A 16167-nucleotide genomic window follows, 5' to 3' on the forward strand; every position below is an offset into this window, starting at 1 on the left:
GCTCACGAACTGCGGGATTGATTGTTTAATTCATTTCATGAACCCGATGATTAATTTTTACTTCGGGAATGTTGAACTGTCTTTACCGTACTTGGTTGAAAACCGATCCTATGTGCTACGACTTCTATAACATCACCGTTTTTTATCTGAAATTCCCCCGAATATATTTTCCAGCTATCTGTTGAGCCGACCGTTGGGCTGGCATTTAAGCGATAGCCGATTGTGGCACCATTGGTTTCGCAACTGATGCTGACAATATTGTTGTTATCGATGTCTATTATGGGCTGCTCGGTTTGCGGTTGGATGCCATTCGGCCAGAATTTTTCAATCAATTCCTTTTCATTAATAAATCCAAGGTCATCAATGCTTTTAACGAATACCGCGTTCTCTTCCCTTAATTCCAAAAGCATTTCCCTGTATTCGGGGTTACCCGCAAGGTTTACCACTTCATGGGGGTCTTTTTCGGTATCATATAGTACTTCTGACGGCTTTGTAGGCTTGAACCAGATTTTCTGGATTTCGGTCAAGCTATCCTTTTCGCGCAATCGGTGCAATTCTTTCATCATCGCCATATTTTCCCTGTAGCCTATCGGAAAGAAAATCGGGATTTCCGGTCGATAGTATTTAATGTATTTGAAACGTTTGTCACGTACTGCCCTGGCCTGATCGTAAAATTTATCGAACCGGTCGGTTGCTGCATAGATGTATTTCGGCTCCTGCTCTCTTTTGAAATCACCCAAAAATGCCTTTCCTTGCATATATTCCGGTGGTTTTATTCCTACGAGGGATAAAATGGTAGGTGCAAAATCAACGAAGCTGATCATTCGATTATCTTCTGTTCCGACTAGCTGCTTATCGGGATGGCGTATAATCATGGGAACCTTAATTCCAGAGTCGTGCAGGGAACGCTTTTGACGTGGAAATGGCCCACCATGATCGGTATACCACATAATAATCGTATTGTCCAATAGACCGTCGGCTTCCAATTTATCAAGAATGTCGCCCACTTGTTTATCCATTTCCACAATATTGGAATACATTCTACGTATATCCCGTCTGGAAATTTTTGTATCTGGTAAATAGGCAGGTACGGGCACTTCGAGGTCTTTATCGACTAGTAGGTTATCCTCTGCCCTTTCCCATATCTGTGACTCATGAGTTGCAAATAAGTTAAAAACTGAAAAGAAAGGCTGGTCTGATTTTCTGCCACGCCAGTCCGCATCATCATCACAAGCATCCCATGCAGTTGCTGTTTTTAAAAATTGATAGTCTTCTTTTGAATTATTCGAGGTATAGTAGCCTGACTTTCTTAAAATTTCAGTAAACATTTTAACCTTTGGGGGCGGCACCGCTTCGTAGGCAATAACACCCTTAGGTGTAAACCGCTCATATCTTTCCAATCGGGCAGGTGATGGTACTCCATCCCACCAAGGACCTGTACGCATATTGTGAGTGCCGAGTGCTGTTGGGTACATTCCTGTGATTAATGCCGATCGCGCTGGTGAACATACTGGCGATGGCGTATAAACGTTATTATATTTAACTCCTTCTTTAGCAAGTTGGTCAAGAATAGGGGTGCTTATCGTAGAATCGCCAAAGGCTGCAATATTCGCGCTCATATCTTCAGCCACAATCCAAACGATATTTGGGGCAGAATCAATTTCAGCATTTAGCGGCTTAATTTGACCCTTTCTTTGACTACTGCACGAATATGAACTGACAAGGAAAAAGAAACATATGGAATATAAAAATTGTCTATTTATCATTATAAATTTCATTTCAAAATTGTTGGATCACTCACAGAATCAAATTGCTGATAACAATTTTAATCCATGGTTTTAATCTGAACTATTTTCAGTTCTTACCCTTATAATAATCTTGCATCCTATAAAAGGCTTTTTTTCTGATCCCTTCTTCTGAAATCAGTCCCTTTCGGTTAAAATCGTTTTGTATCCTTTTCAAGTTTCGTCTTGGAGACAAAAAGTCCTTTAATATCCAAGGGGTCATTCCCGCCATGAACTCTATGTTGTCAAGCATTTGCAGGTTATATTTATAAAGGGCATCCTGATATTCCTCGGTCCATCGTTCATCTTCGCTTCCGTGATACCCTTGTAATGCTCCTCCACCAAATTCACTAATGATTACGGGTTTGTCATAACTTGTTTTCCATTTGCCCTTGGCACAATTGGATAGTTTGTCAAAATACCAACCGCAGTATTGGTTTATGCCTATAACATCTATATGCTCACCGAGCGGGTCATCTATCATATTATAGCCGTCCGCGGAACTTTGGGTATCCAGGGCCGCTGTTGTAAGTCTCGTATTGTCCAAGCTTTTTACCTTTTTGGAAAGATTGGAAAGAAACGCTATCCGTGCATCGCTTATGGGAGTTTCATTGGCCACGGACCACAATATAATATTGGTTCGGTTTTTGTCACGGGAAATCATATCGGTCAATTGATTTTCCGCATTGGCATAGGTTTCAGGATTATCAAACGGAACCGTCCAATAGACCGGAATTTCAGACCAGACCAGCAAACCGGCAGCTTCTGCTGCTTTGACCATTTGTTCGCTATGGGGGTAATGTGCTAAGCGAATAAAATTACAGCCCATTTCTTTTGCCCAAGATACAAGCACCTCACACTCCTCCATTGTGGTTACCCTACCAGCGCTGAACGGCGCCTCTTCATGTACACTAATGCCCTTTAGAAATAATGGACTGCCATTGAGCAGTATCTTATGGCCTCGGGTCTCGACCGTTCTGAACCCTATTTGATCTTCCAAACTGTTGCCCGCAAAGACCAATTCCAATTTGTACAGTTTTGGGTTCTGTGGAGACCATAAATCAAACGCTCCGTTAAACGAAACTAAAGCCCTACCGTTGGCATCTGTTCTATAGTTTTTTGAGATATTGAGTTCGGGAATTTCAATAGAAACATTGGTCTCTAATGGCCTATCCAATTGAATCCAACCTTCGACGTTTGCTTTGCTTCCTTTTTTCAACTGTATAAAATAATCCCTGATAAAATTTAGCTCAGTCTCTACTAATGTTACTGAACGCGTTATACCGCCATAATTCCACCAGTCTGTATTTACCGTTGGTATTGCCTCTCGTTTTCTAGTGTTATCGACCTTGAGAACTAAAAAGTTGTCTTTGGCTTTTAGCAGGTCGGTAACTTCAAAATTAAAAGAGGTATAACCCCCGATATGGTCTCCCAGCTTTTTTCCGTTGAGGTACACTTTAGCATCATAGTTGACCGCTCCAAAATGTACAAAAACACGCTTACCGTCCTTTTTGTCATAATCAAAGGAACGCTTATACCATACAGTCCCTTCATAATAATACAACTTTTCCATTTGGGTATTCCAATCGCCTGGCACTTGCAATTCGTAACCTTCATCAAAATTATACTCAATAAGATCGGAAGGGGTTTGCATTTTCTCATTCATGAAGAATCCGTTATCCTTCGGCTGGTAGCGGTGGTTATAATAGCCATTTTCCAAAGGGTCTATAATGATTTGCCATGTACCGTCCAAGGATACAGTAGTTCTGTTATCAATATTCTGGATTAAGGATGATTGGGCGAACCCCGAATATAATGCCATTAAACACAAGGTTAACAATACAAATCTATTTGAGCTATTTGTCTTGATTTTAAACTTCATGAGGGATTTTTTATTTTTAATTATCTGAAACAATATCGAAAATTGCCAATAGAATAAATCTTTATTTGAGAAACCGTTCAATTGGAAAAATCGGATTCTTCTTTATGAATTTGAACATTCTTATAAGAACCATCTGTGGTATTTTTTACAGTAGATAAATCCATTTCCTTGTTTATAATTATATTTTCAAATTTCAGATTTCGTATTGGCTTACTGGAAAGTCCCTGAACATCTATAGCTTTTCCGTAGGCAAAATTACAAGTCAAGTTTTTTATTTCAATGTCACTAAAGTCCGATGGACTTTTGCCACCTCGGTAACTATGATAATCATTAGTAAAAAATACAGCGGTTGAGGTAGTATCAATAAAAACGCCGTCTATAAAAACATCGCGTATATAGCTACCCCTATCTCTATTGGATTTAAATTGAACTGCATATTTTTTGACATTTTTCATAAAAAAATTCTCAACGTAAATATTCTCGATACCTCCCGACATTTCGCTGCCAAAAGCCATACCGTGCAATACATTTTCGGCCAGACAGTTTCGTACTACAATGTCCTTACTGGATTTATTTACTCTCCAAGCGTCTTGGTCTCTACCAGATTTAATGGCAATAGCATCATCACCCGCGTTGAACTTACAGTTTTCGACCAATGCATCATAGCAAGAGTCTAAATCTATCCCGTCATTATTTATTCTTGTACTATTGATTTCTACGTTTCTAATCGTAATATTATTAGAATACGTGGGATGGATGACCCAAAACGGTACATTCTCTATAGTGATGTCCTCAATTAGAATGTTGGAACAATTCATCAATTGAATAAAGGACATTCGCAGATAGTTGTCCTTACCAAAAATACGCTCTTCCACAGGAACTAAGTCCGTACCCATTTGCCTTGATTTGTTTTGTGCAGGTTTTTGTTTAGTGCGCCATTCTGCAATTCCTCCAATGGCACTGCCGTTAAGTTTACCTTTACCCGTTATGGCGATATCCGTTTTATTGTCTGCGTAGATATAGGGTGAATAATTATATAATTCAACACCCTCCCAACGAACCAATTGTACGGGTAAATAGTCATCGGCGTTCTGACTGAAGGTCAGTGTTGAACCTTCTTCAAAATGTAAGTTGATGTTACTTTCCAAATGTATTGGTCCTTCACAAAAATAATCCCCTTTTGGGAAAACAACTTTACCACCTCCTTTGGCAGAAATTTCCGCTATCGCTTTACTGATTGCAGGTTTACAGTTAGCAAGCCCATCACCTATCGCTCCCATATCTGTTATTGCAATGACCTCAGAACCGATAATAGGAAGTTTTATACGCTTGATAATTTCATCGACTTTTTGGGTTTTGCTAAAATTAGTTTTCTCAACGTCCAACTCTTTGCAAGAATAAACAGTTAATGCACTTAATACCAAGAGGCATCGGACTAACGTAATTGAAAGGTTTTTATCTACAAACATCTTGAACATATGATTTGTAATTAAACTGTTAAATTTTACTTTATTAAACTCATAATTCATTGAAAAACCAGAAGCTTTTCTACAATACTAATTGCTGAAATTAATTTGGTTCAGGAAATTTTCTCATTTTGGAATATCTTTTATAAGTATCAAAAATTTCTGGATTTTCCCCCATCACTCTCGGGTCGTTTGTTTCTACCAACTCTTCTTTAAGGATTTTAAAAAGTTCTTCCTTTATGTCCTTAAATTCTCTTAGCTCTGCTAAATTCTTAAGACATGCTGGGTCTTTTTTGGTATTGTACAATTCAATCTCTGGTCTTTTCGCAAAGGAATAATCAAAATATAGTTTCAAACTGTCTTTTTCTTCTATCAATTGAGTTTTTGTAGGACAATCATCCACATCTAAAAAAGCAGATTTATTTATGTAAGTTCCAGTAGCATCTAATCCGTAATATGGAAGTAGTTCCGTTGCATCATTAGGACTAAATCTCTGTGGTGCACCTGCCGGCCAGCGTTGTGACTTCATATTCCAAATGAGAACGAATTCATCAGTAAAAACCGCGCGTTGTGGATAGCCCAAATTATTGTGTCTTGAACACGAATGACGTTCTCGTCCCACAAAGCTATATTTTCGCTTTCCATTTACAGTTTCATCTTTTTTGTTTTCAAGTACGTTCACAAAACTAGTACCAGTAATTGGCAACATATTTTGGGGGTTTCTATTGGCCAAATCCAAAATTGTAGGTGCAAAATCAACGAATTGAATATGGTCATCAATAGTTCTTCCCGATTTAAATTTTTTGGGGTATCTAATTGCCAAGGGAACATGGGCGCCATATTCATAGCTATTGGCTTTTGCTCGTGGAAAAGGCATACCGTTATCTGATGTTACTATAATTATGGTGTTGCCCAGTTCACCTATATCCTCCAGATAAGCAATCATTTTCTGTAAATGACTATCAAACCACTCTATTTCGACCGCGTAATCGAGCATATCCCCTCTTACTTCGTCTGTATCCGGTAAAAATTCAGGTACTGTTACATCAGATAGTTTCTTATCGGTTTTTTTCCATGAGTTTTTCTCATAAGCACGGTGGGGTTCATTTGCTCCGAACCAAAAAAAGAAGGGTTGGTCTTTCTCCGTACTATTTACAAATTCCTTAAAATTCTCAAAATAATTAATCTTCGATATTTTATCTGAAGGTAATTCGTAAGCATGTGAATCATATTTAATAGAGGAATAATCCCTGCCCGCCGCATTGGTTGTTCTCCACAAAGAATCAGAATCATTACGCGCGTACTGAAAAGGGTCAACACCTTTTCCAGTCTTACCTGTTCGATATCCCGAAGCCGATAATTCATCTACAAAGGGAACATGTTTTTTCATCCAAGACGACGCGTGCTGTCCTGAGTGCTCGTTCTGCCAATGATGGCGACCAGTTACGATAGCACTTCTTGAAGGCGCACATCCTGGCGAACCGGCGTAAGCATTAGTAAAATAAATGCCCTCTCTAGCTATCCTATCAAAACCGGGAGTTTCTATAAATGAACTACCACCAAAGCTTGTGTGTCCAAAGGATTGGTCGTCGCTAATTACGAATAATATGTTTGGTTTATCTAAGGTCACAGATTGCTTACTGCAATCAGCAAATAAAATCATCACTATAAATAGAAACGAGTATTTCATTACACTCTTCATTTTATAAAAAATTTTTAGTCAACTCATCTTAACTTTTTCTCCCGAAATTTCGGGATGCTTAAAAAATAAAATAAATTTCTTCACTTTTTGCCTTTTTATCTACCGTAGCTATGACTATGCTATCCAAAAAAGACTCTATTGATAAAATCTCTTCTCATTTTCGGCTTAAAACTAAAAGTCAAGATGAGTTCAATTAAAGTTCAGATAGATTCTATTAATTTCTTATGTTCCATTTGAAAGCCATCATTTACTTTTGCCATTTAACAGATCCTGACTTAATAATATGCCATCGCAATTTCCGTCGTAAATTTTTGCCAATTTCACTATCGCTTAATTCCAATGGGTTCGTTTCGAAAGGGTCTTTAGCAATATTGAAAAATTGAAAGGGTTCGAAGGGCGTATTCTGTACAAGCTTAAAATCTCCCTCTCTCGCAGCATAATACGTGAGGCCTCCATAAAACCCTCCTTCTTTACGTACCCAAATGGTAAAAGGCATCGCTTTTTTTGTTTGGTTAAGGTTCAAAATTTTAAATACACTTCTGCCATCAATATGTTCGGCAATGGGCAAACCGACAATTTCACAAAGGGTGGGATAAATGTCCATAAGCATTATAGGCTCGTCTATAACTTTTCCCTTGCCCAGTTTGTCGCCCCATTTTATTATAGCTGGGACTCGAATACCGCCTTCATACATATCTTTTTTACCACCTCTAAGCTTTCCGTTGGACTGCGCATAACGAAGGGCACCGCCATTATCGGAGGTAAAGATTATTATCGTGTTTTTATCGTTACCACTTTCCTTTAGTGCTTTTGTAATTCTACCGATTGCATCGTCCAAATGTTCAACAAAAGCGATGTTTTTTGCTCTTTTTTCAGTGACGTTCGGTTCTCTTTCCAACACTCTTTTTAAATAATCTTCTGGAGGTTGAATGGGATAGTGGGGTGCGTTATAGGCGAGATACAGAAAAAAAGGGTTCTCTTCTTTTTGAGATTTCAGATAATCTACCGCCCAATCCGTAAAGACATCCGTAGCATGCCCTTTTGGGTTGATTTCCGCAGTGTTGTTCCTCATCCAATTTTTCCCTTTTCTAAGATGGGTGTAGTAATCATCCATCATGTCTCCCAAAAAGCCCTTAAAAAAATCAAAACCTCTTTCGTTTGGTAGGTTTGGGCTCTCCAAGCCCAAATGCCATTTCCCTATTAGGGCAGTATTATAACCTTTCTCTTTTAAGGTGTTTGAGATTAAGGGCACATCCGTTCTTAAGTAGCCAAATGAATTCCCTTCGTTTTGACGGATTACTCCAGGAACTCCAGCCAGATCGGGATACATACCAGTTAGCAATGAAGCTCTACTTGGTGAGCATACCGTTGAATTTGCATAGAAACTCATAAGTTTTAGCCCTTCATTTGCAATGGCGTCTATGTTTGGGGTATTTAAATCTGTAGCACTCATACAAGACAAATCTCCGTAGCCCAGATCATCGGCGAGAATAATAATTATATTAGGCAATTCAGCCGTATCGCTTTTTACGCTTGCAGGTGCAATAATTGAATCTTTCGAATTGTAAGATGTATTGTTTTGACAACTTGCAATAGAACACAAACATCCTAAAAGCAAACTTGTTAAATATCGATATCCAGCTCCTCCTTTCATTTAAAACTACTGATTATTATTTTTTATTTCCTGTTCTACTGAATTTGCAAGCCCGTTCCAGCCCTCTAGTTCTAAGGTCATTGTGTCGGGCAGATTATATGTATTTAGTAATTCTACATCTACTGTTTTTTTCTCTCCTGGCAGCAATGAGAAATAATTATCTGAAAAGGAAACAGGTCGAACTAATTTTTGATTTTCATCAAGAAATTTAAGTCTGTTAAAAAAGGCAATATCGGTCGTTGGGTTTTCAAGGGTAACCCTATACAGACCTTTATCGTCATTTTGAGACTTCATTGTCATTTTCAAATTAACTTTTGGTAAGTCGTTCAGGGCTTCAAATCCGCTGTATAAAGGGCCAGTAGTCGTCCAAGGCCCTTCGTATTTATCCTTTGATCTCCAGTAGAAATTTTCAGAGACTTCGTTGCCCGAGGCATCTTCCAATTGAAGTTGAATAAAATGGACTTGTGATAGATTTTTCGGCATCTCAACAGCTATTATATCGTTTAATACTTCTTCTGGTTTAAAATCAACATTTATGCTATCGCTGTATACTCTTTTTGCGTCCAAATTATATATGGCAATTTTAGATTTGTAGTTCTTGAATTCCTTTGGATAATCATTTACCAGAGTCACTGTGTTTTTAATGAAATCAAACTGAAGATGCAAGGGCTGCAATGCCTTTTTACTGTAATAGAATGCTGCGTTTTTGTCTAAGGACCAATCCCACATCCTACTACATACTTGTTTTACAGGACTGTTATGATACCAAAACAGGACACCCGAGGCAAAACGATCTCCTGCATCCAATTTATTATAGTTCCAATTCTCCCAGATACTCCTAAAGGCCGTAGCACCTACGAGTTGCCCTTTTAAAGCGTAGTCTTCTATACTGTTACTTTCACCAAACTGTTGAATGGCATTGTCATTTTTTGTGGTCATATTATGAAAGGCATTACCGTCCATATAATCCCAAACTTCCTTATTCGGCGGGAAAAGATCTTCTTCGTCCATCATTTCTCGGAGGATTTCCACATTGGGCAAGGTAGCTGTGCCATATTCTGGGCAAAAGCCGTCTATCCTACTACCTCGTTTAGAGGCCGTATTGTCGTAATACTGCATGGGGTTTTCGTATTTATAAGGACTACCATCATGCACTCCACAACACTCCGATTCATATTGATATCCCCTTGTACCATCCAAGGCATTTAAAATCGGCTCAATTTCGATGACTGCTTCCTGTTCGTTGGAAGAGACATAGTACGCCAAACTAGGATGATTACGCAAACGTTTAATGGTTGACTCTACATTTTTGAAATACAAATCCTTATCGGCAGGAGGTTTCGTGTTTCCGGTCATCCAGAATTCGTGCCACACCAAAATCCCTAATTCATCACATAAATCGAAAAACAAATCCGACTCACTTATACCACCGCCCCAAAGTCTGAGCATATTAATGCCAGCGTCTTTAGTCCAGTTCAATTCAGTTCTATATCGAAGGTCTGATGTTTTCAACATTCCCTCAGGAATCCAATTTGCGCCACGAACAAACAATCGTTTTCCATTGACATAAAATACTCTACTACTATCCGGTGTGTTCTGGTCACTTGTTATGGAGCGGATACCGAATCTGGTAGACTTAGGGCGGGATTTTTGACCATCTTCCGATTCAAAATTAAACGTAGCTCTATACAGATGCTGTTCTCCTTTGTTCAGTGGCCACCAAACTTTAGGGTCTTTTATAAGAAGTTCCGGATGAGTCTCGGCAGAAAAAATTACGTCTTTGGTCTCACCTGGATTCAATGAAATTTCTTTTTTCACGGTAATATCGGTATCTTCAATATTGGCAGATACAGAACCTCTTTGAGCCGTTTCCCCTACATTGGTTACCGAAATTCTCAATGTTTGCGCTGATTCCTCCAGTGAAGGCAATTCAAGGTCTGATTTAACAAAAGGGTCATGCAACTTTACGTTGCCAGTCGTATAAAGTTTAATGTCTCTCCAAATGCCGGTATTTCTATCGCGAATGCCGTCAGAAAATGAAAAATCCCAACCGGCTGACATCAACATCGTCACGTCCTTTCCCAGCTCACCGTTGCCACCGTTTGCGTTTTCCACCATCTTCGAAGTTCGTTTATTGAATCTGCTCATTTCGGTTCCTGGATGCTCTACGGGCTCAATGCGAATCGCCAGTACATTTTCTTTCTCCTTCTTCATTACATCGGTAACATCAAACTCTTTTGTAACAAACATACCTTTAATGTTACCGAGTTTTTTTCCATTTAAATATACTTGGGCTATGTAATTGATTCCTTCAAAGCCAAGCCAAGTTCGTTCACCTTCCTTATCTTCGGGAAAATCAAAGGTAGTTCTGAACCAATAGGTATAATATTCACGGCCTTTGTCATATATATCGGGGATGTCTCCCTTGCCCCTTTTATTGTTGAGTCCGTAGTAGGGGTCTGGCATAGATCCATTAGCGACTAAACTCGTTAGAACCGTACCCGGTACGATAGCAGATAGCCAATCTTTGCTATTATAATCAGACTGCGCTATTAACTCGCCGTTATCACTTACTAAACTGTCCGGAGCCATTTGCCAATTATAATCGCCTTCGTGATGCTTCTTTGAGGTAAGTGTTATAGACTTTGAAAATTCAGTACTATCTGTATCCTTTGTTTCTTGACAGCTATTAAGAGATAAAAACATTAAAGAAAAAATTAAACATATCATCTCAACGTTTTTTAGATTAATGCTAAATTTTTGGTGTATCATAATTTGTTTCAATATTATTTTTTAGATTTTATTCTTTTGATGGAGATATTAAGACCTGACCATCTTTCTTCAACTGTTTGGCTATTTCAGTATAAGAAACATCCTGCACCGTACTATTATTTTCTAAAGCCAAAACTGCGACAGTTGCTGCGCTTTGTCCCAAAATCATAAAAACAGGTTCCATACGGATAGAGCCATAAGCAATATGTGAACTGGAAACTGCTACGGGAACTATTAGATTGGAACACTCTTCTTTTTTTGGTAAAATAGTACCTAGATGAATTTGATAGGGCTTTTTTGGTTTTATACCAATGTCCCCTTCATTCTGAACATGACCCTCTGGGGTAATATAGCGCTGCACGTTATGTGAATCCATGGTATAGGATCCCATCCCAATAGATTTTTCGACTGGGGTCTTACCGAGAATTTCATGTTCGGTCATTACATAGTTGCCAACCATTCGCCGTGCTTCCCTTACGTATATTTGGTGTGGCCAGTTATTATTATCCTCAAATTCATCCTTTGCTAAGCCCCAAGTATTAAATTCTGACTGCACGTCGGCAGGAATTCGCGAGTCCGTTGCTATGAAATACATTAATCCTTTTTGGTAGTCTTCATGCTCTTTAATAATTTCTCGGCGTCTTTCGTAGGAAGCTTCTGGGTAGTCATAATTCATTCCAATATTATCTGTACTGAAAGGACCATGATTATTAGTATCTGTTTTTAAGTTCGGAATAGCATCAAATTTTCTAAAGGTTTGATTCCATCCACTTTCATAAACCCGTGCCAATAGCTCGTATTGTTGGGGGTCATAATTGTCTGGCTTATCAAACGGTTTACGGTTTTCAGGATTGTTGGTCAAACACATCCTAAAACAATAGGCCTGTAACTTTTTGTCACCATTCCCTCTTTCGCCTGGGTCATCGCCGGATATCTTAGGGAGGATACCACTTGAGGCATCGTTAGGTATTTTATAAGGACTTATTTTTCTATCACCAAAATTATGCTTGTGGTGCAAAATTCCTACTTGGATACCGTTCCATTCCTCGTTATAAATTTTATTCGACTCCCGTCCAACATGATAATTCACTCCTGCGGCTGCCATCAAATCGCCTTCGTAAGTGGCATCGATAAAAATTTTACCTTGATAGACTGTTCCGTTTAGGGTAGTTATCGAGTTGATTTTGCCATCTTTCATTTTAACCCCATTTTCACGGTTTAGATAGGAATCACGATGGACGGTAATATCGTAATCCTTTAGAAAATCCTCAAAGATACTTTCGGCGATATGGGGTTCAAAAATCCACATGGTTTTGTTCTTGCCGTCGATAGCGGGTGTGCCCTGACCCACGTTTCCATAACTTTCTTGGGTTTGCCATTTCCAGTTTTCGTCCTTATCATAATAATTATAGACTTTTTGATAGAATTCTCGAGATAAGCCGCCAATAACACTTTTATCGCCAGTATCGGTAAAGCCAAGTCCAGAAGATGATAGACCACCAAGATGAATATCAGGGGAAACTACAATTACGGATTTACCCATTTTTACGGTCTGAACGGCAGCTGTGATGGCTGCAGATGTCCCTCCATAAATAATTACATCCGCACTATTGGCTTTATTGCTAGGCTGCTTATCTTGGCTATCACAGGAAAGGTATGGCGTGATAAGAATTGTTAGGTAGACTAAGAGTCTCATATTTATTATCAATTTTTTACTTCAATTAAAATTTGTTCTTTTACTATTTAGTAATTTGAGCAATTCTCGTTTCATCATTTTAGCAATCTCAGGACTTTCCTTTAATAAATTCTTTGATTCTGAAGGGTCTATGGATAAGTCATACAATTCATCGGTAGCACTATTATGATCCCGTTTCGAGCCATGAATGAACTTCCATTTGCCCATTCTTAATCCAAAAATATTATTGCTGGACTGAACAATTACAGACCTTCTTAGACCCTTATACTCCCCTTTCAAAACTCCCGTTAAATCGAATCCATCCAAAGCTGCATCATCAGGTAGCACGATATTTAAGATACCTGCCAAACTAGGCATCACGTCGTTCAATGCAAACAATTGATGACTTTTAATACCAGCAGGAATTTGTTTAGGCCACCTTACTATAAGCGGTGTTCTTACTCCACCTTCCCATGCAGTAGATTTTGCACCCTTTAAATTACCATTGGGATAGTGCGCAATAAATCCATTAGGATTCAAGGATTCCTTAGTAGGATAATTATCTATATCCACTGGATGTCCACCACCTCGATTACGCTTATCGGAGTCCTCAATACCTTTATAGGAAATTTTAAAGGCGGAACCATTATCGCTAGCAAACAGAACAATGGTGTTATCGGTCAGATTATTTTCGGCCAGAGCATTTAGAAGTTGACCAACTGAATCGTCTAGCTCATTGACATAATCACCATACTGGCCTGCTTGGGTCTTATTCTTAAAATTCTCACTTGGCGCTAAAGGCGTATGTGGAACGTAGGGGGCAAAATAAAGGAAGAAAGGAGATGTTTCAGTACTTTGTTCTCTTATAAAATTCAAACTACTATTGGTGATGTAGGATAAATAGTCTTCCATTGCAATGGCTTCAAGATGTTCTGTACCCTGAGCTGCTTCGGTCGTGTAATAAGGATGGTCTAAGATTGCCACAATTTTCTTACCATCCAAAATCCAACATTCACTAGCGCAGCTAAATCCAAGCCATTTATCAAATCCATGGTCAATTGGGCCGTCATGTACGGGTTTTGTAATATCCAAGTTGGCACCGTTTTTATCAGCTTTAAACATTCCATAGCCTACTGGATGTTGACCATCTGTGGTTTGGAACGAAGTTCCTAAATGCCACTTTCCAAAACCAGCGGTTACGTAGCCATTTTGCTTTAACATTGCGGGAAGGGTTAGCTGGTCTTTCTCAATCATTGAACGTTCATAGTTGCGCATGACTCCAGATTCATTCCAGCTTCGCCATGGATAGGTACCGGTCATTAAGGCGTAACGCGTCGGGGAACAAACTGCTATTGGGCAGTAGGCATTTGTAAGGCTAATACCCTCAGATGCCAACTTGTCTAAATTAGATGTTGGAATCAATGAGTTTTCGTTATAGTACCCTATATCGCCGTAACCCAAATCATCTGCAAGTATGATGACTATATTTGGTGGACGACTTTTATCGTATTCCTTCTTCTGTCCTTTACAAGAAGAAATAAAGAACAATAGAGAGAGACTAAGAATTGTAAGAGATGAATGCGTGTACTGTTTAAAATAGATTAACATTTTCACTAGCAAATTATGGTCATACATTCAATTCCTAAACTATGGTTATTATGCAAATGCAAGGAACCGATCAATTGTCAATAATGAAAGGAACAGAGTTGCGTTATTATTGCAACCCGTTCCCCTACTAACTCAAACTATTAATCATTTTCAGTAACCAGGATTCTGATCACTTTGGTCTAGGGCAGCATTATTATCGATTTCGTCCTGTGGAATAGGAAAAACCAAATCATTTTCACTGATTCCGGAAGTTCTATTTTTAGACGAAAGTATAGGTATCGCTTGACCTGTTCGCAATAGGTCAAACCATCTTTTTCCTTCGGAAACCAACTCATGGCTCCTTTCGTCGAAAACAGCATTTCTGAACTCTTCCTGTGACAAACTACTCAAATCGACCGAAGATGGTGAGATGATGGGAAACCCATAGCCCCTCCTTCGTACTCTGTTGAGGGCATCGTAAGCTAGCGGTGTAGGACCGTTGATCTCATTTTCTGCTTCGGCAAGAATCAAAAGAATCTCAGCATATCTAACTATTGGATAATCGGTGGCATGGTTGGTACTACCTTGCGACCCTATAGGATCTCTGTACTTTCCAAAAGCATAAAACGGACTATTTGTTTCCCTAAGATTCACGAACTGACCATTATCACCTATAAAAGTTTCATATAATGCATATTGCCTTCTAGGATCATTTTCATCCCAGTCTGTCCATATCTCGGCCTCGTCATCACCTTGTATCACCCTAAAGGCAGCACTACCATAAGGGTTATTACTGCCGCCATTCGCAAACCACGCCGGTAAACCACTCCCATAATTTCTTAGGTTGGAATATTTTATGGAAAACAAATACTCATTGTGACCTTCATTGTCGATACTAAATACACTCTCGTAATTGGGAAGTAGCGAATACATCCCAGTATTGATTATTTCCTGAGCTATGGTCTTGGCTTGTTCGAAATCACCAAGCGTGAGATAAACCTGTGCAAGAAGTCCCAAAGCCGAACCTCGTGTAGGCCTGCCCTGTTCTGAATCTGAAACAGTTATGGGCAGATTTGACCTTGCAAATTGCAAATCAGCTAAAATGGACTCATATACTTCGTCGACTGTCGCCCGTGGTGTCGCAATATTGTCCAGACCTTCCGTATAGTCAAGTCTTAATGGTACTCCTCCATAAAGTCGAACTAATTCAAAATAGGAAAATGCCCTAACAAACCTTCCCTCGGCAACAATTTCATTTCTTCTACCGTCTGGAATTTCGGAAATCTCCGCTACACGCTGTACTACAATATTAGCCAGGTTAATACTAGAGTAATACCCTGTCCACATTTCAGCATTTTGAGAATTTGCAGCATCCATGGTGTAAATATCAACACTGGTCAAAGCGGGATTGGGAAATTCATGTTTGGCATGGTCTGACCTCAATTCGGTAAGGGTGCTGTACCATCTTCGGTACACATTTATCTGCAAAGGTCTGTACATGGCATTAGCTGCAGCTACAGCATCATCCTCGTTTTGGTAAAAGTTGCCGGTCGACCTAAAATCTATCACTTCTTCCTCTAGAGCTTCATTACAAGAAACATATAAGAGTGATATAATAATCAATAAGATATAATTAGTTTTCATA

The 16167-nt window shown here is 39.1% G+C and carries 9 protein-coding genes; all 9 read right to left on the reverse strand.

The window, feature by feature from the left end:
* Positions 1-50: 50 nt before the first annotated feature.
* Entirely contained in the window at positions 51-1778 is a 1728-nt protein-coding gene (locus tag HME9304_RS03190; protein ID WP_112377219.1) for a sulfatase family protein, read from the reverse strand.
* 76 nt (positions 1779-1854) lie between these two features.
* A complete protein-coding gene (locus HME9304_RS03195; RefSeq protein WP_206170490.1) occupies positions 1855-3606 on the reverse strand; it encodes a glycoside hydrolase family 2 protein in 1752 nt (583 codons plus the stop codon).
* Between the two features lie 137 nt (positions 3607-3743).
* Positions 3744-5144, reverse strand: a complete 1401-nt coding sequence (locus HME9304_RS03200; protein ID WP_164674733.1) for a glycoside hydrolase family 28 protein — start codon at positions 5142-5144, stop codon at positions 3744-3746.
* A 91-nt stretch (positions 5145-5235) separates the two neighbouring features.
* Positions 5236-6822 (reverse strand): sulfatase family protein, encoded by a 1587-nt coding sequence (locus HME9304_RS03205; protein WP_206170491.1) that lies wholly within the window; start codon positions 6820-6822, stop codon positions 5236-5238.
* Between the two features lie 259 nt (positions 6823-7081).
* The gene (locus tag HME9304_RS03210) at positions 7082-8488 is read right to left on the reverse strand and encodes a sulfatase family protein (RefSeq protein WP_112377222.1); all 1407 of its coding nucleotides are present in this window, start codon (positions 8486-8488) and stop codon (positions 7082-7084) included.
* 6 nt (positions 8489-8494) lie between these two features.
* On the reverse strand, positions 8495-11194 hold the full coding sequence (locus HME9304_RS03215) for a glycoside hydrolase family 2 protein (protein ID WP_206170492.1): 2700 nt from the start codon (positions 11192-11194) through the stop codon (positions 8495-8497).
* Positions 11195-11288: 94 nt separating this feature from the next.
* Complete coding sequence (locus HME9304_RS03220) at positions 11289-12956, reverse strand: FAD-dependent oxidoreductase (protein ID WP_112377224.1); 1668 nt, start codon at positions 12954-12956, stop codon at positions 11289-11291.
* 21 nt (positions 12957-12977) lie between these two features.
* The gene (locus HME9304_RS03225; RefSeq protein ID WP_206170493.1) at positions 12978-14543 is read right to left on the reverse strand and encodes a sulfatase family protein; all 1566 of its coding nucleotides are present in this window, start codon (positions 14541-14543) and stop codon (positions 12978-12980) included.
* A gap of 150 nt (positions 14544-14693) precedes the next feature.
* Positions 14694-16166: a RagB/SusD family nutrient uptake outer membrane protein gene (locus HME9304_RS03230; RefSeq protein ID WP_164674735.1), complete on the reverse strand. Its 1473-nt coding sequence runs from the start codon at positions 16164-16166 to the stop codon at positions 14694-14696.
* Position 16167: the final 1 nt, after the last annotated feature.

The organism is Flagellimonas maritima, assembly GCF_003269425.1.
GTDB lineage: Bacteria > Bacteroidota > Bacteroidia > Flavobacteriales > Flavobacteriaceae > Flagellimonas > Flagellimonas maritima.

Bases quoted from the DNA above. Each gene is read 5' to 3' on its own strand.
- HME9304_RS03190 (WP_112377219.1), bottom strand. From the start codon at position 1,778: ATGAAATTTATAATGATAAATAGACAATTTTTATATTCCATATGTTTC.
- HME9304_RS03195 (WP_206170490.1), bottom strand. From the start codon at position 3,606: ATGGCATTATATTCGGGGTTCGCCCAATCATCCTTAATCCAGAATATT.
- HME9304_RS03200 (WP_164674733.1), bottom strand. From the start codon at position 5,144: ATGTTCAAGATGTTTGTAGATAAAAACCTTTCAATTACGTTAGTCCGA.
- HME9304_RS03205 (WP_206170491.1), bottom strand. From the start codon at position 6,822: ATGAAATACTCGTTTCTATTTATAGTGATGATTTTATTTGCTGATTGC.
- HME9304_RS03210 (WP_112377222.1), bottom strand. From the start codon at position 8,488: ATGAAAGGAGGAGCTGGATATCGATATTTAACAAGTTTGCTTTTAGGA.
- HME9304_RS03215 (WP_206170492.1), bottom strand. From the start codon at position 11,194: ATGTTTTTATCTCTTAATAGCTGTCAAGAAACAAAGGATACAGATAGT.
- HME9304_RS03220 (WP_112377224.1), bottom strand. From the start codon at position 12,956: ATGAGACTCTTAGTCTACCTAACAATTCTTATCACGCCATACCTTTCC.
- HME9304_RS03225 (WP_206170493.1), bottom strand. From the start codon at position 14,543: ATGTTAATCTATTTTAAACAGTACACGCATTCATCTCTTACAATTCTT.
- HME9304_RS03230 (WP_164674735.1), bottom strand. From the start codon at position 16,166: ATGAAAACTAATTATATCTTATTGATTATTATATCACTCTTATATGTT.